This window comes from Plantactinospora sp. BB1 (assembly GCF_003030385.1).
In the GTDB taxonomy this organism is placed as follows: domain Bacteria; phylum Actinomycetota; class Actinomycetes; order Mycobacteriales; family Micromonosporaceae; genus Plantactinospora.
In genome coordinates this window covers 6,659,478-6,685,625 of record NZ_CP028159.1, presented here as the reverse complement: position 1 = coordinate 6,685,625, position 26,148 = coordinate 6,659,478, and the positions used below count along the sequence as shown (strand labels likewise).

The following is a 26,148-nucleotide window of genomic DNA, read 5'->3' as shown; positions in this document are numbered from 1 at the left end:
CCCTCAGCCGTGCCCGTACGGCTCCGGAGGCTCGGCGGCCTCGACCGAGCCGGGTGCCCGGCTGACCGCGATCGCCTCGACCTCGCTGTCGTCGTAGATCGTCGGCAGCTCGTCGACCGGCGTCTCCGGCGACTCGACAAGCGTCTCGGAGTGCGCCCCGCAGCCGTGGTCGGCGCTGACCGCCCGGCCGTCGTCGGGGGCGAAGAAGTTTCCGCAGACCCCGAAGGACTGGCGCAGCGCGCCGGCCAGCGGAAGATAGAAGCCACAGGTGCCACAGCGGGCCGCCCGCGGCGCGGCGACCGCGATCGGCGCGCTCGGTCCGTGATCACCGTCGTACCAGCGCTGGGCGGTCTCCATCCGGCCCTCCCGGGACATCACCCGGGGGCGCCCGAGGCCCAGCTCCCAGGACGTCTCCTCCACCGCCGGATCGTCGGAGAGCAGATAGCCGGGGACCAGCCGCTCGTCGTCCGGCGGGGTGGGGAGCAGGTCGCCGACGCCGAGGTCACCCGGCTGGAGCCGCTCCTGCCAGGGCAGCCAGCTCGGCGCGAGCAGCGCGTCCGGGCCGGGCAGCAGGAACGTCTCGCAGATGGTGACGTGCCGGCTGCGCGGCACCCGGGTCACCGTCACCGCCCACTGCCAGCCCTGGTAGCCGGCCATCCGACACTCGAAGAGATGCGTCACGAGCCGGTCGCCCTCGGCGATCGCCCCCTGGTGGTCGCCGACGTCGGCCGGGTCGACCTCGGTGATGCCCTCCCGCGCCACGTCGACGGCGCTGGCACAGACCTGGTCGAGACGGGCGGCTCTGGCCGTGGTGCTCCTGGTCACTCACCCATTCTTGCCTATCCTTGACAGCGGGTCGGCGGCACTCCCCGGCACTTTTCTCCGCAGAGATATCTCGGCACAGATCCGACGGTCGTCGACCGGATGGGCGAGGATGATGCTCATGCCGCTGTTCACCCGCTCTGGGCGGTCCGTCCCCGGGCGTGTCGTGGGTACGGGGATCCGCGCCGTCCGGCTGCTCTTCCGGGGTTCGCTCGGCAGCGCCCGCTGGACAGGGCGCCGGGTCGCCCGGGTACGCGCGAAGGGCGCCGGCGGCGAGACCGGGATGGTCCGCCTCTTCGACCTGCACGCCGCCTCGTGTGCCGGCGACACGCTGATCACGATCGGCCTGGCCGGGACGATCTTCTTCAACGCCCCGCTCGGCGAGGCGCGGAGCAAGGTCGCGCTCTACCTGTTGATCACCATGGTGCCGTTCGCGCTGCTCGCGCCGGTGGTCGGGCCGCTGCTCGACCACTTCCGGCACGGGCGCCGCTACGCCCTGGCCGCCACCATGCTGGGGCGGGCCTTCCTGGCCTGGCTGATCTCGGACTACATCCACGGCTTCGGCCTCTACCCGGCCGCCTTCGGCGTACTGGCGCTCTCCCGGGCGTACGGGGTGGCCCGGTCGGCGGCGGTGCCCCGACTGCTGCCGGCCGGGATCGGACTCTCCCAGGCCGGCGCCCGGGCCAGCGTGTACGGCTCGATCGCCGGTGGCGTGGTCGTACCGATCGGACTGGCCGCGTTCTGGTTCGGCCCGCAGTGGCCGCTCCGGGTCGCCTCGGTGATCTTCCTGGTCGGCATGGTGATCGCGTTGCGCCTGCCACCCCGGGCCGACTCCGACCCACCCGAGACGGTGCCGAGGGCCTTCCAGGCGCTCCGACCCGGCCGGAACGGGCGGGAACGGGCGCTCAGCCGCAGCGGTCCGGGCGGCCGGCTGGTGATCAGTGCCCTGGTCGGGAGCGCCGCCCTGCGCGGCATCTACGGCTTCCTGCTGCTCTTCCTCGCCTTCGCGATCAAGGCGGGCGACCTGGAGACCGAACTCTTCGGCCGCCAGTACGGCGCCGAGGTGGCGCTCGGGGTGGTCGGCGGTGGTCTCGGCGTCGGGACGTTCCTGGCCACCGCCCTCGGTACCCGGTTGCGGATCCACCGTCCGGTCGCGCTCCAGGCCGCCGGCCTGGTGGTGGTGACCGGGGTCGGGGTGCTGGCGACGCTCCGGTTCTCCCTGCTGCTGGTCGCCCTGCTCTGCCTGGTCACCGCCGTGACCAGCGGCATCGCGAAACTGGCCGTCGATGCCTCCATCCAGGAACGGGTCCCCGAGCGGCTCCGGGCGACCGGGTTCGCGCACTCCGAGACGGTGCTGATGCTGGCCTTCGTGGCCGGCGGCGGGCTCGGTCTCGTACCGCTGGACGGCCGGATCGGGGTCGGCCTGCTCACCGGGCTCGCCGCCGTCGGTACGGTCTGGGCGTTCGCCGTCGCCACCCGGCTGCGCGGCGAGCGGCTCTCCGGGCGGGCGATGGCCGAGGCCGACGCGGCACCGCCGGACGACCGGCGCTCCACCGACGACCCGGCACCCACCTCCCCGGCGCCCACCTCCCCGGCGCCCGTGCCCAACCGGCGTGGTGACGACGGCGAGCCGGCCGGCGGCGTGGCTCCGCAGGACGACGAGGAGACCGAACTCGCCCCGCCCGGCTACCACATCTACCGTCCCTCCTCCGCCGTGCCCGGCCCCGGGCCCGGCGACGAGGGCTCGCGTCGGGAGAGCCGGGGGAAGTAGTGCACGACGGCATACTCGTGGTCACGGCCGTCGCGGCCGAGGCCGAGGCGGTACGGGCCGGCCTGGTCGGCGACGCGGTCACCGTCGCACCGGTCGGGGTGGGTCCGGCGGCCGCCGCCGCCGGCACCGCCCGGCTGATCGCGCTCGCCGAGGCGGCCGGACGGCCGTACCGGGGAGTCGTCAGCGCCGGCATCGGCGGCGGCTTCCCCGGCCGGGCCCCGGTCGGCGGGGTGGTGATCGCGACCCGCAGCGTCGCGGCCGATCTCGGTGCCGAGTCGCCGGACGGTTTCCTCACCCTCGACGAGCTGGGTTTCGGCACCACCACCCTGCCCGCCGACCCGGCGCTGCTGGACGTGCTCCGGGCCGGGCTGCCGCAGGCGGTCACCGGCGCGGTCCTCACCCTCGGCACCGTGACCGGCACGGCCGCGACCACCGCCGCCCTGCTGGCCCGGCACCCGGACGCGGTGGCCGAGGCGATGGAGGGGTACGGGGTGGCCAGCGCCGCCGTCGCCGCCGGGCTCCCCTTCGCCGAACTGCGTACGATCTCCAACCCGATCGGGCCCCGGGACCGCTCCGCGTGGCGGATCGGTGACGCCTTCGCGGCCCTGACCGCCGCCTTCGGCACGGTCGGCCCGAAGCTCTGACCCGGCCCCGGCCCCCGCCCCCGCCCCGACGCCAGCGCCGGCCCGGGCCACGCCTCGTCAGTCGGGGCGATGCAGGGTCAGCCGTACCGGCCGGCTCGGCTCGGGCCGGAACCCGCAACGGACCAGGAACTCCACCCCGTCGAACTCGGTGATGGCCTGGGCGACCCGGATGCCGGCCCGGTCCATCTCGGCGAGCAGCTCGGCGAAGAGTCGACGCCCGATGCCCAGCCCTCGGCACTCCGCCACCACCACTATCCCGTCGAGGACCACCTCCCGGTCCGGTTCGGCGGGAGACCAGAGCTCGGTCGGATGCCGGCCGCGCAGGTGTGCCCGCAGCTCACCGACCAGCTCGCCGTCGGGCAGCTCGGCCACCCACTGCCAGCCGTCGGGCGGCAGAGCCTCTGTCACGGCCCGCACCCGCACCCGGCGGCGCACGTCTTCCCGCCAGCGTCGCCGGTCGCGGCGCACCCGGCAGAGGTCGAAGGTCGCCTCAGGCACCCTGAGCGGCCACCGCCGCGCAGTCCGCGACCGCACCGGCCGCCGCCACCCGACCGCCGCCACCGACGCAGAAAGCCATTGCCCCACCCACGCACCCAGCTCGACAGTCTCCGCGTCGACCACCCTCTGGCGCGGAGGCGCCACCAGGACGGAGGCGCCACCAGGACGCAGGCGCCACCAGAGCGGCGGTGACCCAGGCAACCGGGCGATGGGTGCCGGGCACGGCGGAGGCGGTCGGGACTAGCGTGAACCCGTGGCGCTCTCCCTGGCGATCTCGCCCTGCCCCAACGACACCTTCGTGTTCCACGCCCTGGTGCACGGGCTGGTGCCCGGCGCCCCGCCGGTCGAGGTGACGTACGCCGACGTGGACGTCACCAACACCGCCGCCGAACGCGGGGCGTACGACCTGGTGAAGGTGAGCTACGCGGCGCTGCCCTGGCTGCTCGACGACTACCACCTGCTGCCCTGCGGCGGTGCGTTGGGCCGGGGCTGCGGACCGCTGGTGCTGACCCGGGGCGACGGACCGGCCGGCAGCGCGGCCAGCGGCGACGGGACCGACCGCGCCGACCTGACCGGGGCGACCGTGGCGGTACCCGGCGACCGGACCACGGCGTACCTGCTGTTCCGGCTCTGGTCGGCGCGGCGGCCACCGGCGCGGATCGAGGTCGTCCCGTTCCACGAGATCATGCCGGGCGTGGCGGCCGGCCGGTACGACGCCGGACTCGTCATCCACGAGGCCCGGTTCACGTACCCCCGGCACGGGTTGACCGCCCTGGTCGACCTCGGGCAGTGGTGGGAGGCCGACACAGGGCTGCCGATCCCGCTCGGCGCGATCCTGGCCCGCAGGGGTGCCGTCGACCCGGCCGAGGCGACCGGCTGGATCCGCGACTCGGTACGCCGGGCCTGGGCCGACCCGGCCGGCACCGAGGAGTACGTGCTCGCGCACGCCCAGGAGATGGAGCGCGACGTGGTCGACCGGCACATCGCGCTCTACGTCAACGAGTTCACCGCCGAGCTGGGCGCCGAGGGTCAGGCTGCCGTCGACGCCCTGCTCGGCCGGGCGGCTGCCGCCGGGCTGACCCCTCAGATCTCCAGTTCGCGGGCGACCGCGTGGACGAGCTGAGCCACCGTCTGCGCCGTCTTGCGGTCGGGGAACCGGCCGCGACGCAGGTCCGGCTGGACCTTCGCCTCCAGCACCTTGATCATGTCTTCGACCAGGCCGTGCAGCTCCTCCGCCGGCCGGCGGCGAAGCTCCGCCATGGACGGTGGCGCGTCCAGCAGCTTCACCCCGAGCGCCTGCGCGCCCCGGCGGCTGTCCACGACGCCGAACTCGACCCGCTGGCCGCCCTTCAGGTCGGTGACACCAGCCGGCAGCGCGCCCTTCGGCAGGAACACGTCGCCACCCTCGTCACTGGTGACGAACCCGTATCCCTTGGCCGCGTCGTACCACTTCACTCGACCCGTCGGCACCTGAAAACCTCGACTCCCTGATCAGATTGCTGTCCTTCACAAGGCTAGCCGCATCAGCCGCCGAAGCGCCTGCGGGAATCCGGTAAGGTCCGCGACCACCAGATCGGCGCCGGCCGCCCGCAGCTCGTCGGCGTCGTGCGAGCCGGTGGTCACCCCGAGTCCCGGGATGCCGGCGGTCCGCGCCGCGACCATGTCGGCGACGTGGTCACCGACGTAGAGTTCCGCGCCGTGCGCGGTCAGCGCGGTCGCCTTCTCCGCCGCGAAGAGTTCGCCGACCAGCTCGTCGACCGCCATGCCGAGGTGTTCCAGGTGCATCCGGGCCAGCGGGCCGTACTTGCCGGTGACCACCACCACCCGCAGACCCGCCGCCCGCGTCTCGGCCAGCGCCTCGACCGCGCCGGGCAGCGGCGGGGACATCGTGATCGCGTACTCCGAATAGAGCGAACGGTAGGTCTCGACGGCCTCGTCCAGGCGCTCCGGCGGAAACCAGTTCGCCATCTCGGTCCGGAGCAGCGGGCCGAGCCGGGAGACCGCGGCGTCGGCGTCGACGTACACCCCGGTCGCGGCGGTGAGCGCCCGATAGGCGGCGGCGATCCCGGGCCGGGTGTCGATCAGGGTCAGGTCGAGGTCGAACCCGACGGCGGGGGTGGTCACCCCGCCATGATCGCATGATCCGCCGGAACGACCGGCGGTCCCGCTCGGCGACCGACGCGCACGACCGGCGCCTGGCCGGCTAGCGTGGAAAGACGATGACCACACTCGCCGACCACCTGCGGGCGCTGCCCGACGAGGCGCTGGCCGCCCTGTTCCGGCTGCGTCCGGACCTCGTCGTGCCGGTACCGACCGATCTGTCCGCCCTGGCGGTCCGCGCCCAGTCCCGGGTCTCGGTGGCCCGGGCCCTGGACGGGCTCGACGAGTTCACCCTGCGGATCCTGGACGCGGCCCGGCTCACCCGTGACGCGGATCATGGCGAGACGTCGACGGAGCAGATCCTCACCCTGGCCGCCGGGACCGGCCGCCGGCCGGACCGGGCCGCCGTCCGGTCGGCCGTCGACCGGCTCCGGGCGCTCTTCCTGCTGTACGGGCCGGAGGAGTCCCTGCTGGTCGTGCCGGGCGTGGACGAGGTCTGCTCGCCGTACCCGGCGGGGCTGGGCCGGCCGGCGGCGGAGCTGGACCCGGAGACGGCCGCGCTGGTCGCGGACCCGGCCCGGCTGCGTCGGACCCTGCTGGCCGCACCGCCACCGGCCCGGGCGATCCTGGACCGGCTCGCCGCCGGTCCCCCGGTCGGCACGCTGCCGGCCGCCGCGGCGTCCGGCGCCGCCTCCCCGGTCTCCTGGCTGGTCGAGAACCGCCTGCTGGTGCCGGTCACCGAGCCCAGCACGCTGGCCGGCAAGCCGACCGCCGTCGAACTCCCCCGGGAGATCGGCCTGCTGCTGCGCCGCGACACCGGCCCGCTCGGCCCGCTCCGCCCGGCCCCGCCGGCGGTGGCCGGCGCGGCCCGGGAACCGAAGGCCGCCGACTCCGCCGGGGCCGGCCAGGCGATGGAGGCGGTACGGCACACCGAGGCGCTGCTCGACCAGCTCGCCGCCGAGCCCGCCCCGGTACTCCGCTCCGGCGGGCTCGGGGTACGCGACCTGCGCCGGCTGGCCCGGGCCACCGGGCTGGACGAGCCGACCGCCGCGCTGCTGCTCGAGGTGGCGTACGCGGCGGGGCTGCTCGGCGAGCTGGACCTGCCCGGCGCCGTCACCGCCCGCAACGGTGCGGACCAGCAGATGCTGCCGTCCGCCGGTTACGAGGGCTGGCGGGACGCCTCGCTGGCGCACCGCTGGGAACACCTGGCCCGGGCCTGGCTCAGCATGACCCGACAGGTGGGACTCGTCGGCCAGCGCGACGACCGGGACCGGCCGATCACGGTGCTCTCCGCCGAGGCGGAACGGGCCGGGGTGCCGGCGGTACGTCGGGCCGTCCTCGACGTACTCGGTGATCTCGAACCGGGGGCCGCGCCGAGCGTCGACGAGGTGGTGGACCTGCTCGCCTGGCGCTCGCCCCGGCGCAGCCTGGGCCGGGAGGCCGGGCAGCGGGAGGTACTCGCCGAGGCGGCGCTGCTCGGCGTCACCGGGCTCGGCGCGCTCACCACGTACGGCCGGCTGCTGCTGGCGCAGTGGACCGCCGGGGAGACCCGGCCCGGCGAACCCGGCGACGACCCGCTCGGCGTACGGCCGGACGCGGGCGGGGCGGCCGGGGGCGGCTCCGCCGCGGTCCGGGCCCTGGACGCGCTGCTGCCGGCACCGGTGGACCACTTCCTGGTGCAGGCCGACCTGACCGTGGTGGTGCCGGGGCCGCCGGAGCCGACCGTCGCCGCCGAACTCGCCACGGTGGCCGAGCAGGAGTCGGCCGGCGGAGCCAGCGTGCACCGGGTGACCGGGGCCAGCGTGCGGCGGGCGCTGGACGCCGGGTACGCGGCCGACGACCTGCACGCGCTCTTCAAGCGCCGGTCCCGCACGCCGGTGCCGCAGGGGCTGACGTACCTGATCGACGACGTGGCCCGCAAGCACGGCGGGCTGCGGGTCGGCTCCGCCGGGGCGTACCTGCGCAGCGACGACGAGGCGCTGCTGACCGAGGTACTCGCCGACCGCCGGCTCGCCCCGATGTCACTGCGCCGGCTGGCGCCGACCGTGCTCACCACCCCGCACCTGGTGGGGCGGCTGCTCGCCGCGCTGCGCGAGGCCGGGTACGCCCCGGTCTCCGAGGACGCGTCCGGGGCGACGGTGCTGACCCGGCCGAAGGTACGCCGGGCACCCGCCCGGGGTTCGGTCGCGAGCCGGGTCGCCGATCCGCTGGCCACGCCGAGGCTGACCACGCCCCGGCTGCTCGGCATCGTGGAGCAGATCCGCCGGGGTGACGCCGCCGCCCGGGCGGCCCGCCGGGCGCCGAGCACGGTCCGGGGCGCCGGACGGCCGGGCGGGACCGGTCCGGGGATGCCGACCGCGCACGCGCACACCCAGGCGCTGGCCGTACTCCAGCAGGCGGTCCGGGACAAGGCGCTGGTCTGGGTCGGCTACGTCGACGCGCACGGCGCGACCGCGTCCCGGCTGGTCCGGCCGGTCTCGATCGGCGCCGGCTATCTGCGGGCCGAGGACGAGCGCACCGAGATGCTGCACACCTTCGCGCTGCACCGGATCACGGCGGCGGTACTGGACGAGTGACGGCGGCTCAGTCCCGGGGGTGCTGCCGGAGCGAGCCGACCACGGAGACGATGAGCAGCAGGGTGAAGGCGGCGCCGAGCCCCTCGCCGAGCGAGTCGACGAAGCCCTGCTGCTGCACCAGCCAGCCGAAGAGGACCCAACAGGCCAGCAGCACCGCCACGGTCGCGTACGCCGCGACGGTGGCCCGGGAGACGGGCGCCGGGACGGGCCCGGGGGCGGTCGGGGGGTCTGTCTCGGACCTCACCTCGCCGTCGACCGTCATCTGCGAACCTCCCGCCACGGGCGTCTGCTCGACAAGAGTCCAGACTCGCACCTGGAGGGCCGATATGACAGGTTCACCGACCGAAGTCGCGTCAGGTCCCCGGCCGGCGGCCCATCACGTGCACCCGGGTCCCCACCTTGCCGAGTTGCCACATCCGTCGCGCGTCGACCGGCAGCAGGTTGACGCAGCCGTGTGAGCCGATCGCCTTGTTGTGCAGATAGGTGGTCGTCTCGTGGAAGCCGATCCCGCCGACGAAGCGCTGCCAGTACGGCAGCCACACCTCGTACGGGTCGGACCACTCCCTGGTGTTGCGGAAGTTGACGCGGTAGGTGCCGGCCGGCGTGGCGTACCCCGACATGCCGGTGCGGGTGACGGTGGGCGCCATCACCACCTTGCCGCCGCGGATCGCCCAGACGGTCTGCTGGGTCAGGTCGACGCAGAAGGTGGTCCCGCTGCCGGCCTTGCACCTGCCGGTGTCGGTCCGGGCCAGTCGGCGGGCCACGTCGGCGGTGGTCGGGCCGGCCCGGCCCTCGGCCGGGCGGATGTCGTAGCGGCGCTGGAACTTCTTGATGGCGGCGCAGTCGGCGGCCGACTGCCGGCCGTCGACGGTGACGGTGCCGAATCCGCCCAGCCGGGCCAGGTAGCCCTCGACCTCGCGCTGCCGCTCCCCCTGCGGGCAGCCGGCCGGCGGCTTCGGCGAACCGGTCCGGGCCGGTTTCTTCGCCGGCTTCTTCACCGGCGGTGCCTTCGTCGTCGGCGCGGGCCGGCGCGGGGTGGTACGCGGGCTGGGGGTGGCTGCTGCTCCCTGATCCGGCGCGGGCGGCGCGCTCGCCCCCGTTGCGTTCTCCGCGCCGACCGGCGTGAGCCCTCCGGCGGCTCCCGACTGGTCCGACTGCGGATCAAACGCGCACGCACCGGCGCCGAACAGGGCGACCGCCACTAGAGTGATCAGACCGGTGCCGAGACGCGTCAGTACCATCTGCCCTCCCCAGAAGCCGTCGACAGCTAGACGCATGGGAGTACCGCTTCGGTTGCGCCAGGTGAAGAATTTTTCCGGTTCGTTATCCATCGTGCAAGACTGGAGGGTCGGCGCGTGAGACGCCCGACCTGGGACGGGAGGGCGTGAGCGTGAGCGGCGGACCACTGATCGTGCAGTCGGACAAGACCCTGCTGCTGGAGGTCGACCATCCCGACGCGCTCGCCTGTCGGATGGCGATCGCGCCCTTCGCCGAGCTGGAGCGCTCGCCGGAGCACGTGCACACCTACCGGCTGACCCCGCTGGGCCTCTGGAACGCCCGGGCGGCCGGGCACGACGCCGAGGGTGTGGTCGACGCGCTGCTGCGGTTCTCCCGCTATCCGGTGCCGCACGCGCTGCTGGTCGACGTCGCCGAGACCATGGACCGGTACGGCCGGCTGCAACTGGCCGCGCACCCGACGCACGGCCTGGTGCTGCGGGCGGTGGACCGGATGGTCCTGATCGAGGTCGCCAAGAGCAAGAAGCTCGCCGGCATGCTCGGCGCGAAGGTCGACGACGACACCATGGTCGTGCACCCGTCCGAGCGGGGCCGGCTCAAGCAGGCGCTGCTCAAGCTCGGCTGGCCGGCCGAGGACCTGGCCGGCTACGTCGACGGCGAGGCGCACCCGATCGAGCTGGCCACCGGCGGTACGGACGGCAAGCCGGCCTGGGAGCTGCGGTCGTACCAGCGGGAGGCGGTGCAGACCTTCTGGGCCGGCGGGTCGGGTGTGGTGGTGCTGCCCTGTGGTGCCGGCAAGACCCTGGTCGGGGCCGCCGCGATGGCCGAGGCGAAGGCGACCACGCTGATCCTGGTCACCAACACCGTCGCCGGCCGGCAGTGGAAGCGGGAGCTGGTCGCCCGTACCTCGCTGACCGAGGAGGAGATCGGGGAATACTCCGGCGAGCGCAAGGAGATCCGTCCGGTCACCATCGCGACGTACCAGGTGCTGACGGCGCGGCGTGGCGGCGCCTTCACCCACCTGGACCTCTTCGGCGCCCGGGACTGGGGCCTGGTGATCTACGACGAGGTGCACCTGCTGCCGGCGCCGATCTTCCGGTTCACCGCCGACCTCCAGGCCCGCCGCCGGCTCGGCCTGACCGCCACCCTGGTCCGGGAGGACGGCCGGGAGGGCGACGTCTTCTCGCTGATCGGCCCGAAGCGGTACGACGCGCCGTGGAAGGACATCGAGGCGCAGGGGTGGATCGCCCCGGCGGACTGCACCGAGGTACGCGTCACGCTGACCGACGCCGAGCGGATGGCGTACGCGGTCGCCGAGCCGGAGGAGCGCTACCGGGTGGCGGCGACCGCCCGGACGAAGCTGCCGGTGGTCAAGGCGCTGGTCGAGCGGCACTCGGCCGACCAGGTGCTGGTGATCGGCGGCTACATCGACCAGCTGCACGAGTTGGGCGAGACGCTGGGCGCGCCGATCGTGCAGGGTTCGACCACCAACAGGGAGCGGGAGCGCCTCTTCGACGCGTTCCGGGCCGGCGAGATCTCCACCCTGGTCATCTCCAAGGTCGGCAACTTCTCGATCGACCTGCCGGAGGCGGCGGTGGCGATCCAGGTCTCCGGCACCTTCGGATCGCGCCAGGAGGAGGCGCAGCGGCTCGGCCGGGTGCTCCGGCCGAAGGCGGACCGCCGGCAGGCCCACTTCTACACGGTGGTCTCCCGGGACACCATCGACACGGAATACGCGGCACACCGGCAGCGCTTCCTCGCCGAGCAGGGGTACGCGTACACGATCGTCGACGCCGACGACGTGCTCGGCCCGCCGCTGCCCAGCGTGGACTGAGCAGCGTCAGGCGGCCTCGCGGGTCAGCCGGACGCAGGCCCGCCAGGCGGCCGGTTCGAAGGTGAGCGCCGGCCCCTGCCGGTCCTTGCTGTCCCGGACCAGCACCCGAGCGGGAAGGTTGTCGGCGACCTCCACGCAGGTCCGGTGCCGGTGCTGCGGGTGCAGGTCCGGCAGCGTGCGGTCATCGCGTCGAATACGTTCCGGCCTTCGCTGCGGCGACGGCGGCCGCTGCGGCCTGTTCGGCGACGGTTTCGTCGATCGGTTCATGGGTGACGAGCATCCGGTAATAGAAGGGTGCGCCGAGAGCTCGGATCACCTCTACCGGGTCGGTGTCGGTGGGTAGATCCCCGCGCTTGATGGCGTGTCGCACGGGCTCGGCTGCCAGGTCGTTGCGGGCCTGGAAGAAATCGTGCAGCGCCTGCGCGGCTCGCGGGTCGTGTACGCCCGCGGCGATCAGGCCGAGCATTATCGGACGCCAGGCCGGGTGGGTGTAGAAGCGGTAGATGCCCAACGCCAAACCGTGCAGGTCCAGCTCTAGCGAACCGGTGTTCGGCAGGGGCACCTCGGCCATGGATAGGTCGTGGAGGAGTTCGGCGAGTAGGCCAACTGGGTCGCGCCATCGACGGTACACGGTGCTCTTGGCGACTCCGGCGATCTCCGCGACGCGTTCCATGTTCAGGGCGGGGTACCCGTGGGCCTCCAGTTCGGCGCGGGTGGCGGCCAAGACGGCGGCGCGGACACGTTCGGTGCGCCCGCGGGGTCGCACTGTTCCAGGGGCCGGGCGGTCGTCGGACAAGAGCGGCTCCTCTCTCGGGTGATCGGCGTCCTATCCAGCCAGCTTAACGCAACCGCGTTCTCTTTTATCCACCCCATCGAGGCATTAAGAAAACGGCGGTTGCGTTAGTGGCGCCACGGTGTTACCTTGTACGCGCTTAACGCTACGGCGGTGTCGTTAGCATCGCCGTGCAGGTACATCACGGCAGGCCGCTGCCGCAAGACCGACGTTGCGGCCCAGCTCAACCGGGCCGTCAGCGCCACGCGGGTCGGGTCTCGCAGATCGAACACTGGACGCAGGGAGATACACGATGGACACAGGCAACAGGGGCTTCTCCGAGTCAGGGCTGCGCAGACTGCGCGACGTGCTGGCACGGCACGTCGAGTCCAAGAGGATTCCCGGGCTCGTCGCCCTGGTCAGCCGGGGCGGTCAGACGCACGTCGAGGCGCTCGGGACGATGCGCCACGATGGTGGCCCGCCGATGGGCCGGGACACGATCTTCCGGTTGGCGTCCACGTCCAAGCCGGTCACGATGGCGGCGACGATGGTGCTCCTCGACGAGTGCAGGCTGCGGCTGGACGATCTGGTCGAGCAGTGGCTGCCGGAACTGGCCGACCGGCAGGTGCTGACCCGCATCGACGCCCCGCTGGACGACACCGTGCCGGCGCGGCGCCCGATCACCGTACGGGACCTGCTGACCTCTACGTTCGGGCTCGGCATGGACATGACGGCGCTGGGCACTCCCATCATGGGCGCGATCTTCGAGCAGGCGATATTCCCCCAGAAGATGACGGAATACCCTGAGCCCGACGAGTGGATGCGCCGCCTTGGCCAGCTCCCGCTGATGCACCAGCCCGGAGAACGGTGGCAGTACCACATCAGCCACGACGTACTCGGCGTCCTCGTCGCCAGGATCACGGGTCAGTCGTTCGAGACGTTCCTGCACGAACGCATCTTCGATCCACTGGACATGAAGGACACCGGTTTCCACGTGCCCGCACGTGACATCGACCGGCTGCCGCCCAGCTACGCTCCCGACGCGCAGACCGGAGAGTTCATCCTGTGGGACGAGGCCGCCGACGGGCAGTACAGCCAGCCTCTGACATTCCAGTCAGGCGGTAGCGGGCTGGTCAGCACCGTTGACGACTACCACACGTACTTCCGGATGCTGCTGAACGGCGGAACGCACGGCACCGAACGGATCCTCTCCCGCCCCGCCGTCACGCTGATGACCACCAACCGCCTCACACCCGAGCAGCAGGCTGCCCGAGACGCCATGGCCAGAAACAACGTCCATGTGTCGTTCGGCCAGGGGCAGCACGGCGGCTGGGGCATCGGCATGGCGGTACGCACCTACCGCGGCGACTACGCGCCCATCGGCCAGTTCGGCTGGGACGGTGGAACCGGCACCTCGGCCTACGCCGACCCGGAGAACCAACTCACAGGCATCCTGCTCACCCAGGTCGGAATGTCCGTCCCGGATCCCGCACGGGCTATCCACGACTTCTGGACCACGGTCTACCAGGCAATCGGCGACTGACGAGCCAGCTCCCGGTAGGCCCGTCACGCTGCTGGCCGCCGCTGACGCCGCCGGCTCACCCCACAAGGTCGCCACCAACGGCTCCATCGCCCTGGCCTCTGCCACCGGCCCGGTCGGGCATGTACTCGCCACGTATCCGAAGGGCAAGGACCTGGACGGCAAGTCCGTCGCCGCTATCGCCGAGCATGTGCTGCCGGCCCTGACAGCAGCCATTAGCCTGCTCAGGCAACAGGACCCAGCAGAGGCCGACAACTTCCGCAGCACCGTCATCGTCGCCATCGAAGCAGCCACCCGAGCCCGCAAAGGCGGGGCCAGCCCCACCATGGCGGAGATGACCCGCAAGATCACCGAAGCCCTCGACGCCGCTTGATGGGAGGTCCCGGGGTCCTGGCAGGGCCCCGGGACGCGACGACAGGCGAGTCACTGCATCAGGGTCAGCGGCGACCACGATCGACGCGAGGACTGCCCAACTCCGGGATCGGGTCAGCAGGCCCGACCGGTCACGGTGACGACGAGCCAGACAGTGGTCAGCGGGCGGGCCACGCCGGAGCGGGGTAGCCGCTTGCAACCGCCGGGGTCACGGCAGCTCCGGGCCGCCGTCGAGCAACTCGATCAGCAGGTCGCCGTACTCCTCGATCCGGTCCAGCACCTCGGCGGCGGGGAACTGCCGGACGGCGCCGGCCTCCCCGTCGGCGGCGGCCTCCACCTCGGCCCAGGTCAGGGGGGTGGAGACCGACGGCGTCGGCTGGGCCCGCAGCGAGTACGGCGCCACCGTCGTCTTCGCCGCGTTGTTCTGGCTCCAGTCGATGAAGATCTTCCCGGGACGGAGCCGCTTCGCCATCTGGGCGGTGATCGACTTCGGTGCCTCGCGGGCGAGTTCCTCGGCGATCCGGCGGGCGTAGCCGGAGACGACGTCGGCGGACTGCCCGCCGGAGACCGGGCAGCAGAGCTGCATGCCCTTCTTGCCGGAGGTCTTCGGATAGCTGGCGATGCCGTCGGCGGCAAGGCGTTCCCGGATCAGCAGCGCCACCCCGCAGCACTCGACCAGGCCGGCCGGGGCGCCCGGGTCGAGGTCCATCACCATCAGGTCGGGGTGGGCGCCGACCTGCCACTGCGGGGTGTGCAGTTCCAGCGCGGCGAGGTTGGCCAGCCAGACCAGCGTCGCCAGGTCGTCGCAGACGACGTAGTCGAGCATCTCCCGGCCCTTGGTGGAGCCGGGGGCGGGCAGCCGCTCCAGGCGTACCCAGTCCGGGGTGCTGGCCGGGGCGTTCTTCTCGAAGAAGAAGTTCCCGTCGACGCCGTTGGGGTAGCGGATCCGGGTCAGCGCCCGGTCCCGCAGGTGCGGCAGCAGCGCCTCGGAGACCCGGGTGTAGTAGTCGATCACCTCGCCCTTGGTGAACCCGGACGCCGGATAGAGCACCTTGTCCAGATTGGACAGTTCGAGGCTGCGACCCTCGACCTCGACCCGTATCCGCTGTTCACGCGCCATCGACGTCCGCCACCGTCTTGTCGGTGCGCAGCCGGCGGATCCGCGGGAACCGCAGCCGACCGTCCGGCGTGCGCTGGCCGTACTTCACCTCCACCACGATCTGGGGAGTTACCCAGATCGCGCCCCGGGCATCCTCCCGGGGCACCGGGGTCACGAAGGGCGAGGTTCCGTTGCGCAGCGGCTCCAGTACGGCCAGCAGTTCCCGCTCGATCGCCGCGCCGATGCCGCCGCCGACCCGACCCCGGTAGACCAGGCCGCCGTCCGGCGCCGGCACTCCGACCAGCAGCCCACCGATCCGGCGTACGCCGGGCCGCCAGCCTCCGACCACGAAGTCGTCGGTGACCTCCAGTTTCACCTTCACCCAGTCCGGCGACCGGACCCCGGCCCGGTAGACGGCGTCGACCCGTTTCGACACCACGCCCTCCAGCCCGTGCTCGCCGGCCGCCTGGTAGGTGGCCCGGCCGTCCGGGAAGACCGGCGGTACCGCCCAGCGCGGCCCGGCCAGGCCGAGCGACTCCAGCGCCTCCCGGCGGCGCTGGTACGGCCACCCGGTCAGGTCCGTCCCGTCCCGCCGCAGCAGGTCGAAGATCATGTACGTCACCGGGAGGCTCACCGCCAGCCGGGCGGCCCGGGCCGGCTCCCGCACGTGCATCCGCTCGGCGAGCGCGGTGAACGACGGCTGCCCCTGCTCGGTCAGCACCACCACCTCGCCGTCCAGCACCGCGTCGGCCAGCCCGCGCTGCGCGAGCTGGGCGCCCAGCGGGGCGAGTTCCGGATAGGCGGCGGTGATCTGCACCCCGGAGCGCGCGTAGAGCCGCAGCTCGTCACCGGCGAAGTCGGAGACCGCCCGCACCCCGTCCCACTTGAACTCATGCACCCAGCCGGGGCCTGCGGGCAGCTCCCCGGTGACCGCGAGCATCGGCTTGACCGGGGTGCCGGGCACGACCCTCACTCTAGGTCCACGCCGAAACACTCGCGTCCGGTTCGATCCGGTGCGATCCTGGATCGAACGGGTCGTCGCCCACCGGCAAACGGCGGGATACCCGCTGCTCGGGGGCACTTTCACTCGACGGGGTGAATATCCGCCCGGAGAGGGGAAAGGTCGAGATCATGCGGGCTATCTGGCGCGGAGCGGTCTCGTTCGGACTGGTCTCCATCGGGGTACGGGTCTACTCGGCGACCGAGGAGAAGGACATCCGGTTCCACCAGGTGCACCGGACCGACGGCGGGCGGATCAAGTACAAGCGGGTCTGCTCGATCGACGGCGAGGAGGTCAGCTACGACGACATCGCCAAGGGGTACGACATCGGCGGCGGCGAGATGGTCATCCTCACCGACGAGGATTTCGCCGAGCTGCCGTTGAGCACCTCGCACGCGATCGACGTGCTGGAGTTCGTCCCGGCCGAGCAGGTCGACCCGATCCTCTACAACAAGGCGTACTTCCTGGAGCCGGACGGTGCGGCCGCCAAGCCGTACGTGCTGCTCCGGGACGCGCTGACCGACTCGGAGCGGGTGGCGATCGTCAAGGTGGCGCTGCGGCAGCGGGAACAGCTCGCCACCCTGCGGGTCCGGGAGGGCGTGCTGCTGCTCAACACCATGCTCTGGCCGGACGAGATCCGCCGCCCCGACTTCGGCTTCCTGGACGAGGACATCAAGGTGCGCCCGCCGGAGCTGGCGATGGCGAGTTCGCTGATCGACTCGATGGCCGGCGAGTTCGAGCCGGACGTCTTCACCGACGACTACCGGACCGCCCTCCAGGAGGTCATCGACGCCAAGGTCGAGGGCCGGGAGGTGGTGCAGCCGGAGGAGGTCGAGGAGGCACCGGCGGCGGCGGTCGACCTGATGGCGGCGCTGCGGGCGTCGGTGGACCGGGCCCGGGCGGCCCGCGGCGAGGAGCCGGCCGGGGCCGGCGCCGGCCAGCCCACCCCGATCTCGTCGGCCAAGTCCGCGAAGGCGGCGGCGGCGAAGAAGGCGACCGGCGCGAAGAAGGCGGCCGGGAAGTCGGCGGAGAAGTCCACCGGGGCGAAGAAGACCGGCGGGACCAAGAAGGCGGCCAAGTCGGGTACGGCCAAGAAGGCCCCGGCCAAGAAGGCCGCCCCGAAGAAGGCCCCCCGCAAGTCCGCCTGAAACCACCCGCCGCGTTCACGGTCGGGTCTGTCGGTGCCCACCGCTCAGTAGGCCGGCGGCACGCCGAACGGGTACGCCACCGGCGGGGCGTCGGCGTGGTGCGCGGCGCAGTACGCGGCCCGGGGCCCGGGGCCGGACAGCGGCGGGACGTAGCTGGTCAGCGTGGCGATCCCGGCGGCGATCGCCACCGCGCTGGACTCGATGTCGAGTTCGACGAGGGTCCGGGCGAACGGGGTACGGGCACCGGCCAGCCGGACGGCGTTGCGCCACGCCTGTTCCCGCCAACTGACCAGCAGCCCGAGGGCGGCGCTGGTCGGGATGCCGGTGTCGAAGCCGTCCCGGTCGAGCCGGGTGAGGAGTTCGGCGAGCAGCGGGTCCATCACGGCGGCGAGGATCTCGTTGACCCTGTCGTGGTCGGGTTTCCGGCTGCTGCCGTCCGGTGCGGTCAGCCCGACCCGTTCGAGCACGTACGGCAGGTCCCGGTTGATGTGCGCGTTCATTCCGAGCATCAGGTCACCGGCTCCGGTGAGCCGGCGGGACCGGGCCGCGTCCAGGGCGGCCAGCCAGGCGCCGGGTACTTCGGAGCGCCGCCCGGCGGCCCAGTCGTCGTACGCCCGGTAGTAGTACTCGGCGAAGAGCGCGCCCTCGCGGTTGACCCAGGCGTTGTCGGCGAAGTATCCGGCCTGGTCCCGTCCCCACTTGAAGCCCTGGGTGGTGCGCAGGTAGGCGAGCGTGAAGGTGGCGTGGTGGTCGCAGGACCGCCCGAGCGCGGCGTACCGCTCCCGCAGTCGGGCGATGGTGTCGTCGACGCAGCCGGCCCCGCCGTCCGGGCAGGTGTCGGGGACGGCGGCCCGGGCCTCAGCTCCGCCAGGTCGGGCCGGCGACGGTGCGGCGGCGACCTGTGGGGCGGGCGGCAGCGCCCCCGTCACGCCCAGCGTGGCCACCAGCAGAGCCCGGATCGCCGCCTGCCGTCCCATGTCCGCCTCCTCAGATGATGATCGGCGTCAATGCCAGACATCATGGCGAATCTGAGTGACCAGTCAGGAACATCGGTCCGATACCCGACTCGACCAGCAAAAAGCGCCGGATCGGCCGCTATCCTGGCGGCCGATCCGGCGCTGTTTCGTCGACGGACCTCTCTCAGCGGTTGCCGAGCACCGCCACCTCCGCCAGCCCGGCCCGGGCGTACGGCACCTCGGGCAGGTCGGTGACGGTGACCCGGACGTACCTGCCGAGCCCGGTGAAGAGGCCCCGCTGGGTCGAGCTGGTCAGCGTGTTGTCGGTGCGGTCCAGCACCGGCACCCAGTTCTGCCCGTCGGTGGAGGTCTCCACCAGGTAGCCGTACCGGAACTCGGTGCCGTGCGGGTCACCGGCCGGCACGTCGGCGCACTGCCCGGCCGCCCGCCCGGCGACGGTGTTCGGCCCGCCGTCGCGTACCGGAGCCGGCAGGTTGCCGGCGCAGGCCAGCGTGCCGCGCACGGTGTTCGCGGAGAGCACCACCGGGGTCTCGCCGGTCCGGTTGCCGACCAGGCTGACCGGCCCGGTCACCTGGTTTCCGGTGACCACCAGCCGGCCGGTGGTGCCGACCACCGAGAGCGCGCCGGTGATCCGCGTCCCGCGCAACTGCACGGACCGGGCGCCGAGCGTGGAGACCGGGCCGGTCACGGTGGCGTCGGTGGCGGCGAGCGAGGCGCCGGGCAGCACGGTGACCGGGCCGGTCACCGTCGCGCCGGGGGCCAGGCAGGTCACCCCGGCGGGTACGGTCAGCGGCCCGGTGTGCCGGCCGGCGACGGTACGGGTGCAGGCGTCCCGCAGGTCGGTGCCGGGGAAGGTCAGCTCGATCCCGGTCAGCGTGTACCAGCGGCCCAGGTCGACCTGCCAGCTCTGCCCGGTACCGGTGGAGGCGGCCCGCCAGGCGGTGCCCGGGTCACCGTCCACGGCATGCCCGCCCGGCTGACCGGGCAGCGCCCCGCTGGTGCCGGTGGGGCGGCCGGCGGAGAGCGTCACCGGGCTGTCCCCGGCGGTGTACCGGGTGTAGTTGTGCAGCCGCTTGGCCTGCGGCAGCGGGTGCCCGGTCACCTTGGCGGCCAGGTCGCACGGACCGTTGCTCTTGATCGTCACGGAGCGGCCCTGTACGTACTCGATGACCTCTTCCTTGTCGTCGCCGCAGAAGTCGGCGTGCCAGAGCCGGGCGCCGGAGTCGAGGGTGCTGATCACGTCACCGGCGCCGTTCATGATGGTGGTCGGCTCGCCGCAGCCCCGGTTCCAGACCATGATCAGGTCGCTGTAGTCGCCGGTCCAGTTGTGGATCGGCTCCGGGATCGAGCCCCAGCAGCCCCGGGTCTCGCGGGTCTCCCGCCAGACGTGCCGGCCCTGCACGTCGAGCAGGAAGAGCCCGTCGTAGCCCTGCGCGGTCCGGTCGATCCGGTCCAGCCCGAGCGACTCCAGGCCGGGCAGCTCCGGCAGGTAGTCGCCGGTCATGATGTTCTGGGTCTCGACGATGTCGGCGTTGCGCCAGATCTCCGCGCCGGTACGCCCGTCGTGCGCCACCGCCGCGTCCCCGCCGAGCATCAGTTCCAGCTCGTCGTTGCCGGTGATGTCGGCCATCCACATGGTGTCGGCGTGCCCGTCGCCCTGGTGCTGCCAGAGCAGCTCGCCGTCCGGGCTCAGCATGTCGTAGCCGACCATGATCTCCTGGCGCCCGTCGCCGGTGAAGTCGTACGGCCACGGGTAGTGGCCGGTGTTGCCGCGGTGGGTCCAGAGCAGCTTGCCCTGGCTGTCCAGCGCCCAGGCCGTGTCGTAGCGGTCCTTCAGCACGATCTCCCGGGCGGTGTTCCCGCCGCTGAGGTTGGCGAAGATGATCGCGTCGTGCGCCAGCCGGTCCGGCAGGGCGAAGTCCCGGACGAGCTGGCCGGTCCGGCCGTCGAAGATCATGAACCGGCCCTCGGCCGTGGTGTCGCCGCCGGGGTGCATGATCGCGACGACCTCGTTGTCCCCGTCGCCGTCCACGTCGTGCACCTGTGCCGGGATGTCGCTGCCGTTGTTGCGCCCGCGCGGGTCGACCGTGCCGGCCTGCCAGAGCAGCCGCCCGTCCAGGTCGTACGCGGTCAGGGCGGCGACCAGCGCGCCCTCGTAGCGGTCGTCGGCGGTGTAGTGCGGCTGCATCATCACCACGTCCAGCCGGCCGTCCCCGGTCACGTCGCCGAGCAGCGGCCGGGCGCCACCCCCGGCGGCACTGGTGTCGAAGCTGGTGACCACGGTCGGTTCGACCTGCGCGGCCCGCCCGGCCGGTGAGCCGGCGGCCGGTGCCGGGCCGGCGGCGGTCGCCGTGGGTTCCGCGGCGGCGGGGCTGGCCGCCGCGCCGAGCGCCACCAGCAGGGCGAGCGCGGTGCCGGCGCCCAGCAGGCGGTCGTGCCTGGTCGACGACTTCCGGGACATGGGGCGACCTCCGGTTCGACTCGGCAGTCTGTGAATCGTTTCAAGACATGCCCGCCGAAAATAGCGGCACCCATGAGCACCTGTCAATACCTCACCGACGTGCGCCACCGGTCGAAGCCGACCCGATGGGCGGCGATCCGCAACCGAGCCGACCACACCGAATCACCACGATCGTTTCAATGCCGGCCCCGAAGGCGATTCGCCCGTTATCCGAAGATCATCCGCCTAGGCTGATTCGGGGGACGGCAGCACCGCCCCGCGCCCGGCGGAGGGAGCGAGCATGAAGGCAGTGGTCTACCACGGGCCGCGCGAGGTCGCGGTGGAGAACGTCGAGGACCCCCGGATCCAGGACCCCAACGACGTGGTCGTGCAGGTGACCAGCAGCGCGATCTGCGGCTCCGACCTGCACATGTACGAGGGGCGTACCGGCGCGGAGCCGGGCATCGTCTTCGGACACGAGAACATGGGCATCGTGGTCGACGTCGGCCCCGGCGTGGTGCACGTCAAGCGGGGCGACCGGGTGTCGATGCCGTTCAACGTCGCCTGCGGGTTCTGCCCGAACTGCCTGGCCGGTAACACCGGCTACTGCCTCACCGCCAACCCCGGCTTCGCCGGCGCCGCCTACGGGTACGTCAACATGGGTCCGTACCGGGGCGGCCAGGCCGAGTACCTCCGGGTGCCGTTCGCCGACTTCAACTGCCTGAAACTGCCGCCCGGCAACGAGCACGAGAACGACTTCGCGATGCTCGCCGACATCTTCCCCACCGGCTACCACGGGGTGGCGATGACCGAGCTGCGTCCCGGCGAGACCATCACGGTGATGGGTGGCGGCCCGGTCGGGCTGATGGCGGCGTACTCGGCGATGCTGATCGGTGCGGCCAAGGTCTTCCTGGTCGACCGGGTGCCATCCCGGCTCCGCCTCGCGGAGTCGATCGGCGCGATCCCGGTCGACTTCGGCCAGGGTGACCCGGTCGAGCAGATCCGGGACCAGACCGACGGCGACGGCACCGACAAGGGCGTCGACGCGGTCGGCTACCAGGGCACCGGGGCAGGCGGCGAGGAGCAGCCGGCGTCGGTGCTGAACAGCCTGGTCGAGATCGTCCGGGCCACCGGCCGGATCGGGGTGGTGGGACTCTACGTACCGCACGACCCCGGGGCACCCGACGAACACTCCCGCAACGGCGAGCTGCTGTTCCGGGTCGGCAAGTTCTTCGAGAAGGGGCTCCGGATCGGCAGCGGGCAGACCAACGTCAAGGCGTACAACCGGTACCTGCGGGACCTGATCGTCGCCGGACGGGCCCGGCCGAGCTTCGTGGTCAGCAAGGAGTTGCCGCTCGACGCGGCGCCGGAGGGCTACGACCGGTTCGACCGGCGCGACGAGGGCTACTCCAAGGTGGTGCTCAAGCCCGCCGCGTGATTTCCGCCCCGGCTGGGGCAGGATGGAGCCGTGGTGGATGCGGTGGTCTTCGACCTCGACGGCGTACTCGTGGACTCCGAACCGGTCTGGGAGCGGGTCCGCCGACGCTACGTCGACACCTCGGGCGGCCGGTGGCAGCCCGACACCCAGCGCCGGCTGATGGGGATGAGCACCGGCGAATGGGCGCGCTACCTCGGCGAACTCGGCGTACCCGGCAGCGCCGAGCAGATCGCCACCGACGTGGTCGACGCGATGGCCCGGGAGTACCAGCAGAGCCTGCCGGTCATCGACGGCGCGCCCGAGGTGGTCCGCCGGATCGCCGGGCACTGGCCGCTCGGGCTGGCCAGTTCCTCCCCGCGCCGGCTGATCGACGTCGCGCTGGCCACCATGGGGCTGACCGAGCTGTTCCGGGTGACGCTCTCCACCGAGGAGGTGCCCCGGGGCAAGCCGGCACCGGACGCCTACCTGGCGGTCGCGCAGCGCCTCGGCGTGCCGGCCGACCGCTGCGTCGCGGTCGAGGACTCCAGCAACGGGGTACGCTCGGCCGCCGCCGCCGGCATGCGGGTGGTGGCGATCCCGCACGGGTCGTACCCGCTCGACCCGGACGCCGAACAGCTCGCCGCGGTGGTCCTGCCGCACGTTACCGACCTGACCGAGGCGACGGTGCCGGCGGCCCGGTCGCCGCGGATCCAGGAGATCTCCTGGGGCCGGATGACGGTGGACGGCCTCGGCGAGGGCAAGGACTTCAAGCTCTATCCCGGCGGCGGCCGGCCCTGGGACTGGGCCGAGACCGGCACCCGGCACGAGCCCGGGATCCAGCCGGCCGACGTCGAGGAACTGCTCGCCAACGGGGCCACCCGGGTGGTGCTCTCCGAGGGCTTCGACGGGCGGCTCCGGGTCGACCCGGCGACGCTGCGATTCCTTCAGGAACGGGCGGTCGAGGTGCAGGTGGCCCGGACCGACGAGGCCGTCGAGCTGTACAACAGCCTCGCCGCCCGGGAGCCGGTGGGCGGGCTCTTCCACTCCACCTGCTGAGAAGGAACTCCGGCACCCCGAGCCCGGCGCGGTCCGCCGGGCAGTGCCGATGTCTGTTCGCGAGACTGTCGAGCTGCCCCGCTTGTGCGCCCGGCCCCGCGACGCGAACCCACCGCCGACGGCGCCAGCCGGCCACGCGTCGCCCATCCGGAATCAGCCGGGCAGCAGCAGCGACTTGCCGCTGGTACGCCGGCCCTCCAGGTCGGCGTGCGCCCGGGCCGCGTCGGCGAGCGGGTACGTGGCGCCGACGCGGATCGACAACCGTCCCCCGTCGATCCAGCCGAAGATGTCGGCGGCCCGCCCGAGCAGCTCCGCGCGGTCGGCGATGTGCTGCGGCAGGGTCGGCCGGGTCAGATAGAGCGAGCCTCCGGCGGCCAGCCGCTCGGTCTGCAACGGCGGCACCGGCCCACTGCTGGCGCCGTACGCGACCAGCAGGCCACGGCGACGCAGCGCCGCCAGGCTGTCGTCGAAGGTGGCCCGGCCGACGCCGTCGTAGACCACCGCCGCACCGGCACCGCCGGTCACCTCGCGGACCGTGTCGAGGAAGGTGTCGTACCGGGCGACGTGGTCGGCACCGGCCTGGCGGGCCAGCTCGCCCTTCTCGTCCGTGGAGGTGGTGCCGACGACGACACCGCCGCGCAGCTTGACGAGCTGGGTGAGGAGCAGGCCGACCCCACCGGCGGCGGCGTGCACCACGACCGGTTCGCCGGCCGCCACGGGATGGGTGGTGTGCGACAGGTAGTGCGCGGTCAACCCCTGCATCATCGCCGCCGCCGCGACCGGGAGGTCGACGTGCCCGGGCACCGGCACCGCCCGCTCGGCCGGGATCGCGACCTGCTCGGCGTACCCGCCGGGCACACTCACCCAGGCCACCCGGTCGCCCACGGCGAACCCCTCGACCCCCGGCCCGAGCGCCGCGACCGTGCCGGCACCCTCCTGCCCCGGCACCGCCGGCAGCTCGCCCGCGTACGGCGGGACGCCTTGCCGCTGGTAGACGTCGGTGAAGTTGACCCCGACGGCGGCGACGTCCACCAGGAGTTGACCGGCGCCCGCCTCCGGCGCCGGGACCTCCACGGTCTCCAGGACCTCCGGTCCGCCGTGTCGCCGCATCAGCACCGCCCGCATGCGGCCATCGTCCCCCGTACGCCGGCCCGGCACGCCGCGATCACGGCAATCGGTGCTGGCTGCCTCGCGCCCGCAGGGTGGTGCCCGTCGACGGCTCTCCGTTCGTCCGGGCGTCGTCCCGGGCCCGTGCCCGGGTGATGGCGGGCTGGTTGGCCACCGCCCACTCGCCGAGCGCGACCACCAGCGGCAGCAGCGAGCGCCCCAGGCCGGTGAGGGCGTACTCGACCCGGCCGGCGACCGCCACCGGACCGGTACGGCTGACCAGCCCGTCGCGGACCAGTCCGCGCAGCGTACGGGTCAACATCCGACGGCTGAGCCCGACGACGGCCCGGTCCAGCTCGTTGAAGCCGTAGCTGCGCCGGCTGAGCAGCGACAGCACCAGCATGCTCCACCTGTCGCCGACCCGGTGCAGTACGTCCTGTGCCGAGCAGGCTGCCCGGTCCGCCTCGGTGACCGGCACCCGGATGGCGACCGTCGGGTTCGGCGGTGGATTCGGGGCCGGCGCCCCGGCCGGGGCCTCGTCAGGGGACATCGATGTGCCTTCTTTCGCCCGTCCGTCAGCAAGCCGAGGATCAGGTTATCCGCGACGGGGGACGGGAGACGACGGGTGAGGACAGTGCTGATCACCGGGGGTACCCGGGGCATCGGGGCCGGGCTGGCCCGGCAGCTCCTCGACGGTGGGGTCCGGGTGGTGGCGATCGGCAGCGCCGAAGGGCCCGGCGCGGCGCTGCGGGCCGAGGCGGCCCGCCGGGGGTACGCCGACCGGCTCGCCGTGCACCGGGTCGACCTGGGCTCGGTGGCCGGGACGACCGCGCTCGCCGCGAAACTGCGGGCCCGGTACGAGGTGCTCGACGCCGTGGTGCTCTGCGTCGGCCGCTACCACACCGGCCGCGCCGAGACCGTGGAAGGCTTCGAACGAACCTTCGCGCTGTATGTACTCAGCCGGTTCCTGCTGCCGGAACTGCTGCGCGAGCCGCTGGGCCGGGCGGACCGGCCAGTGATCCTGAACCTCTGCGGCACCGGCGGCATCCCGGCCGGCCGGATCCACTGGGACGACCTGCAACTGCGACGGCGGTACAGCGGCTTCCGGGCCACCATGCAGGGTGCCCGCGCCAACGACCTGCTCGGGGTCTCCTTCGCGGCCCGGCACGCCGGCAGCGGAATCCGGTACGTGCTCTACAACCCGCTCTTCGTCGACACCGGGCTGGCCGACCCGTTCCGGCAACCGACCCGGGCCCTGGTCCGGGTGTTGGCCCGGCTCTTCGCCAGGCGGGTGGAGCAGGTCACCCCGGCACTGGTCGACCTGCTGGCCGACCCGCCCGACCGCCCGCTCTCGGCCTTCCGGCGGGACACGCCGGTCGACCTGAGCCGCCCCGAGTTCGATCCGGAGAGCGCGGCGCGCCTGCACCGGGTCCTCGCCGGCCTGGCCTCGGCACCGGCCGGCTGACGGTCGAACGCACCGCTGTCGGCTTTCCGACCACGCCGGCCCGGCCGGCGGGGGTGGCGCGCGCCTCCGCCGGAGGTGCCCGGGGCGGATCTCCGGGCCGGGCGGAACAGCGCCTGACATCGGGGTTCGTGCGGCGTACGCCCGGGTGCGCCGGGACTGTCCGGCACCCGGGGCGTCAGCAGGGAAAATGCGAGAGAATCCCGCGTATCACTCCGTTGCGTATCGGGTCTGTTGCTCTAGGTGATTGTCTGTGTAACCTGCCCGAGGAGCAGGC

25 protein-coding genes and 1 pseudogene are annotated in these 26,148 nt (G+C 73.0%); 12 read left to right on the top strand and 14 right to left on the bottom strand.

From position 1 onward, the window contains the following. Positions 1-3 precede the first annotated feature (3 nt). Positions 4-825, bottom strand: coding sequence for a DUF3027 domain-containing protein (locus tag C6W10_RS29155; protein ID WP_107262325.1), 822 nt, complete (start codon positions 823-825; stop codon positions 4-6). 118 nt (positions 826-943) lie between these two features. Between C6W10_RS29155 and C6W10_RS29150 the strand changes: the two genes are divergently transcribed. Both C6W10_RS29150 and C6W10_RS29145 read left to right on the top strand, forming a co-directional pair. Further along, positions 944-2,593, top strand: coding sequence for an MFS transporter (locus C6W10_RS29150; RefSeq protein ID WP_107264366.1), 1,650 nt, complete (start codon positions 944-946; stop codon positions 2,591-2,593). Then, positions 2,593-3,237 carry a futalosine hydrolase gene (locus C6W10_RS29145; RefSeq protein ID WP_107262323.1) on the top strand — a complete coding sequence of 215 codons (645 nt, stop codon included), beginning with the start codon at positions 2,593-2,595 and terminating at the stop codon, positions 3,235-3,237. Before C6W10_RS29150 ends, C6W10_RS29145 begins: the two co-directional genes overlap by 1 nt. A 57-nt stretch (positions 3,238-3,294) precedes the next feature. Here the strand turns inward: C6W10_RS29145 and C6W10_RS37590 are convergent, their stop codons facing one another. Further along, positions 3,295-3,645, bottom strand: a complete 351-nt coding sequence (locus C6W10_RS37590) for a GNAT family N-acetyltransferase (RefSeq protein WP_159104799.1) — start codon at positions 3,643-3,645, stop codon at positions 3,295-3,297. Between the two features lie 343 nt (positions 3,646-3,988). On the opposite strand from C6W10_RS37590, the gene C6W10_RS29135 reads away from it, so the two are divergent. Further along, positions 3,989-4,858, top strand: coding sequence for a 1,4-dihydroxy-6-naphthoate synthase (locus C6W10_RS29135; protein WP_107262319.1), 870 nt, complete (start codon positions 3,989-3,991; stop codon positions 4,856-4,858). Here C6W10_RS29135 and C6W10_RS29130 read toward each other — a convergent pair. Continuing rightward, on the bottom strand, positions 4,819-5,205 hold the full coding sequence (locus C6W10_RS29130) for a cold-shock protein (protein ID WP_101368382.1): 387 nt from the start codon (positions 5,203-5,205) through the stop codon (positions 4,819-4,821). The two genes, C6W10_RS29135 and C6W10_RS29130, sit on opposite strands and share 40 nt — an antisense overlap. Positions 5,206-5,241: 36 nt before the next feature. Continuing rightward, positions 5,242-5,859, bottom strand: a complete 618-nt coding sequence (locus C6W10_RS29125; RefSeq protein WP_107262317.1) for an HAD family hydrolase — start codon at positions 5,857-5,859, stop codon at positions 5,242-5,244. A 95-nt stretch (positions 5,860-5,954) separates the two neighbouring features. Here C6W10_RS29125 and C6W10_RS29120 point away from each other — a divergent pair, with 95 nt between their 5' ends. After that, positions 5,955-8,411 carry a helicase-associated domain-containing protein gene (locus C6W10_RS29120; protein ID WP_107262315.1) on the top strand — a complete coding sequence of 819 codons (2,457 nt, stop codon included), beginning with the start codon at positions 5,955-5,957 and terminating at the stop codon, positions 8,409-8,411. A gap of 7 nt (positions 8,412-8,418) precedes the next feature. Here the strand turns inward: C6W10_RS29120 and C6W10_RS29115 are convergent, their stop codons facing one another. Beyond that, complete coding sequence (locus C6W10_RS29115) at positions 8,419-8,673, bottom strand: hypothetical protein (protein ID WP_107262313.1); 255 nt, start codon at positions 8,671-8,673, stop codon at positions 8,419-8,421. Positions 8,674-8,764: 91 nt separating this feature from the next. Then, a complete protein-coding gene (locus C6W10_RS29110; RefSeq protein WP_107262311.1) occupies positions 8,765-9,652 on the bottom strand; it encodes a L,D-transpeptidase family protein in 888 nt (295 codons plus the stop codon). Between the two features lie 149 nt (positions 9,653-9,801). Here C6W10_RS29110 and C6W10_RS29105 point away from each other — a divergent pair, with 149 nt between their 5' ends. After that, positions 9,802-11,481 carry a DNA repair helicase XPB gene (locus C6W10_RS29105; protein ID WP_107264365.1) on the top strand — a complete coding sequence of 560 codons (1,680 nt, stop codon included), beginning with the start codon at positions 9,802-9,804 and terminating at the stop codon, positions 11,479-11,481. Positions 11,482-11,487: 6 nt separating this feature from the next. On the opposite strand, the gene C6W10_RS29100 is transcribed toward C6W10_RS29105, so the two are convergent. Both C6W10_RS29100 and C6W10_RS29095 read right to left on the bottom strand, forming a co-directional pair. Next, complete coding sequence (locus C6W10_RS29100; RefSeq protein WP_369938720.1) at positions 11,488-11,655, bottom strand: DUF397 domain-containing protein; 168 nt, start codon at positions 11,653-11,655, stop codon at positions 11,488-11,490. Positions 11,656-11,662: 7 nt separating this feature from the next. After that, complete coding sequence (locus C6W10_RS29095) at positions 11,663-12,277, bottom strand: TetR/AcrR family transcriptional regulator (protein WP_107262309.1); 615 nt, start codon at positions 12,275-12,277, stop codon at positions 11,663-11,665. Positions 12,278-12,566: 289 nt separating this feature from the next. Here C6W10_RS29095 and C6W10_RS29090 point away from each other — a divergent pair, with 289 nt between their 5' ends. Together C6W10_RS29090 and C6W10_RS38115 are read left to right on the top strand one after the other, a co-directional pair. Continuing rightward, on the top strand, positions 12,567-13,796 hold the full coding sequence (locus C6W10_RS29090) for a serine hydrolase (protein WP_107262307.1): 1,230 nt from the start codon (positions 12,567-12,569) through the stop codon (positions 13,794-13,796). A 187-nt stretch (positions 13,797-13,983) separates the two neighbouring features. After that, positions 13,984-14,166, top strand: a complete 183-nt coding sequence (locus tag C6W10_RS38115) for a hypothetical protein (protein ID WP_199853763.1) — start codon at positions 13,984-13,986, stop codon at positions 14,164-14,166. A 207-nt stretch (positions 14,167-14,373) separates the two neighbouring features. Here C6W10_RS38115 and ligD (C6W10_RS29080) read toward each other — a convergent pair whose 3' ends face one another. Together ligD (C6W10_RS29080) and ligD (C6W10_RS29075) are read right to left on the bottom strand one after the other, a co-directional pair. After that, a complete protein-coding gene (ligD, locus tag C6W10_RS29080; protein ID WP_107262305.1) occupies positions 14,374-15,285 on the bottom strand; it encodes a non-homologous end-joining DNA ligase in 912 nt (303 codons plus the stop codon). After that, complete coding sequence (gene ligD, locus C6W10_RS29075) at positions 15,275-16,228, bottom strand: non-homologous end-joining DNA ligase (protein ID WP_107264363.1); 954 nt, start codon at positions 16,226-16,228, stop codon at positions 15,275-15,277. Before ligD (C6W10_RS29075) ends, ligD (C6W10_RS29080) begins: the two co-directional genes overlap by 11 nt. A 167-nt stretch (positions 16,229-16,395) precedes the next feature. Here ligD (C6W10_RS29075) and C6W10_RS29070 point away from each other — a divergent pair, with 167 nt between their 5' ends. Then, positions 16,396-17,412, top strand: coding sequence for a Ku protein (locus C6W10_RS29070; protein WP_107262303.1), 1,017 nt, complete (start codon positions 16,396-16,398; stop codon positions 17,410-17,412). A 44-nt stretch (positions 17,413-17,456) separates the two neighbouring features. Here C6W10_RS29070 and C6W10_RS29065 read toward each other — a convergent pair whose 3' ends face one another. Both C6W10_RS29065 and C6W10_RS29060 read right to left on the bottom strand, forming a co-directional pair. Beyond that, a complete protein-coding gene (locus C6W10_RS29065) occupies positions 17,457-18,389 on the bottom strand; it encodes a DUF5995 family protein (RefSeq protein WP_107262301.1) in 933 nt (310 codons plus the stop codon). Positions 18,390-18,552: 163 nt separating this feature from the next. After that, positions 18,553-20,850, bottom strand: coding sequence for a discoidin domain-containing protein (locus C6W10_RS29060; RefSeq protein ID WP_107262299.1), 2,298 nt, complete (start codon positions 20,848-20,850; stop codon positions 18,553-18,555). 280 nt (positions 20,851-21,130) lie between these two features. On the opposite strand from C6W10_RS29060, the gene C6W10_RS29055 reads away from it, so the two are divergent. The 3 genes and pseudogenes from C6W10_RS29055 to C6W10_RS38885 all read left to right on the top strand — a co-directional run bounded on the left by C6W10_RS29055 (position 21,131) and on the right by C6W10_RS38885 (position 23,302). Continuing rightward, positions 21,131-22,267: a glutathione-independent formaldehyde dehydrogenase gene (locus C6W10_RS29055; RefSeq protein ID WP_107262297.1), complete on the top strand. Its 1,137-nt coding sequence runs from the start codon at positions 21,131-21,133 to the stop codon at positions 22,265-22,267. Positions 22,268-22,297: 30 nt separating this feature from the next. Next, positions 22,298-22,933 (top strand): annotated as a pseudogene (locus C6W10_RS38110) (HAD family hydrolase); the annotation flags it as partial. Further along, on the top strand, positions 22,931-23,302 hold the full coding sequence (locus tag C6W10_RS38885; protein WP_304598550.1) for an Mth938-like domain-containing protein: 372 nt from the start codon (positions 22,931-22,933) through the stop codon (positions 23,300-23,302). The pseudogene C6W10_RS38110 and the gene C6W10_RS38885, both read left to right, overlap by 3 nt. Positions 23,303-23,455: 153 nt before the next feature. On the opposite strand, the gene C6W10_RS29045 is transcribed toward C6W10_RS38885, so the two are convergent. Beyond that, positions 23,456-24,427 carry a quinone oxidoreductase gene (locus C6W10_RS29045; RefSeq protein WP_107262293.1) on the bottom strand — a complete coding sequence of 324 codons (972 nt, stop codon included), beginning with the start codon at positions 24,425-24,427 and terminating at the stop codon, positions 23,456-23,458. 40 nt (positions 24,428-24,467) lie between these two features. Further along, complete coding sequence (locus C6W10_RS29040; RefSeq protein ID WP_107264362.1) at positions 24,468-24,959, bottom strand: helix-turn-helix domain-containing protein; 492 nt, start codon at positions 24,957-24,959, stop codon at positions 24,468-24,470. Positions 24,960-25,034: 75 nt separating this feature from the next. On the opposite strand from C6W10_RS29040, the gene C6W10_RS29035 reads away from it, so the two are divergent. Next, positions 25,035-25,874: an SDR family NAD(P)-dependent oxidoreductase gene (locus C6W10_RS29035; protein WP_159104798.1), complete on the top strand. Its 840-nt coding sequence runs from the start codon at positions 25,035-25,037 to the stop codon at positions 25,872-25,874. The last annotated feature ends 274 nt before the right edge of the window (positions 25,875-26,148 follow it).

Coding starts and splice junctions, on each gene's coding strand:
- C6W10_RS29150 (WP_107264366.1), top strand. CDS start 944: ATGCCGCTGTTCACCCGCTCTGGGCGGTCCGTCCCCGGGCGTGTCGTG.
- C6W10_RS29065 (WP_107262301.1), bottom strand. CDS start 18,389: ATGGGACGGCAGGCGGCGATCCGGGCTCTGCTGGTGGCCACGCTGGGC.
- C6W10_RS29090 (WP_107262307.1), top strand. CDS start 12,567: ATGGACACAGGCAACAGGGGCTTCTCCGAGTCAGGGCTGCGCAGACTG.
- C6W10_RS29045 (WP_107262293.1), bottom strand. CDS start 24,427: ATGCGGGCGGTGCTGATGCGGCGACACGGCGGACCGGAGGTCCTGGAG.
- C6W10_RS29055 (WP_107262297.1), top strand. CDS start 21,131: ATGAAGGCAGTGGTCTACCACGGGCCGCGCGAGGTCGCGGTGGAGAAC.
- C6W10_RS29110 (WP_107262311.1), bottom strand. CDS start 9,652: ATGGTACTGACGCGTCTCGGCACCGGTCTGATCACTCTAGTGGCGGTC.
- C6W10_RS29060 (WP_107262299.1), bottom strand. CDS start 20,850: ATGTCCCGGAAGTCGTCGACCAGGCACGACCGCCTGCTGGGCGCCGGC.
- C6W10_RS29120 (WP_107262315.1), top strand. CDS start 5,955: ATGACCACACTCGCCGACCACCTGCGGGCGCTGCCCGACGAGGCGCTG.
- C6W10_RS29070 (WP_107262303.1), top strand. CDS start 16,396: ATGCGGGCTATCTGGCGCGGAGCGGTCTCGTTCGGACTGGTCTCCATC.
- C6W10_RS29115 (WP_107262313.1), bottom strand. CDS start 8,673: ATGACGGTCGACGGCGAGGTGAGGTCCGAGACAGACCCCCCGACCGCC.
- C6W10_RS29040 (WP_107264362.1), bottom strand. CDS start 24,959: ATGTCCCCTGACGAGGCCCCGGCCGGGGCGCCGGCCCCGAATCCACCG.
- ligD (WP_107262305.1), bottom strand. CDS start 15,285: ATGGCGCGTGAACAGCGGATACGGGTCGAGGTCGAGGGTCGCAGCCTC.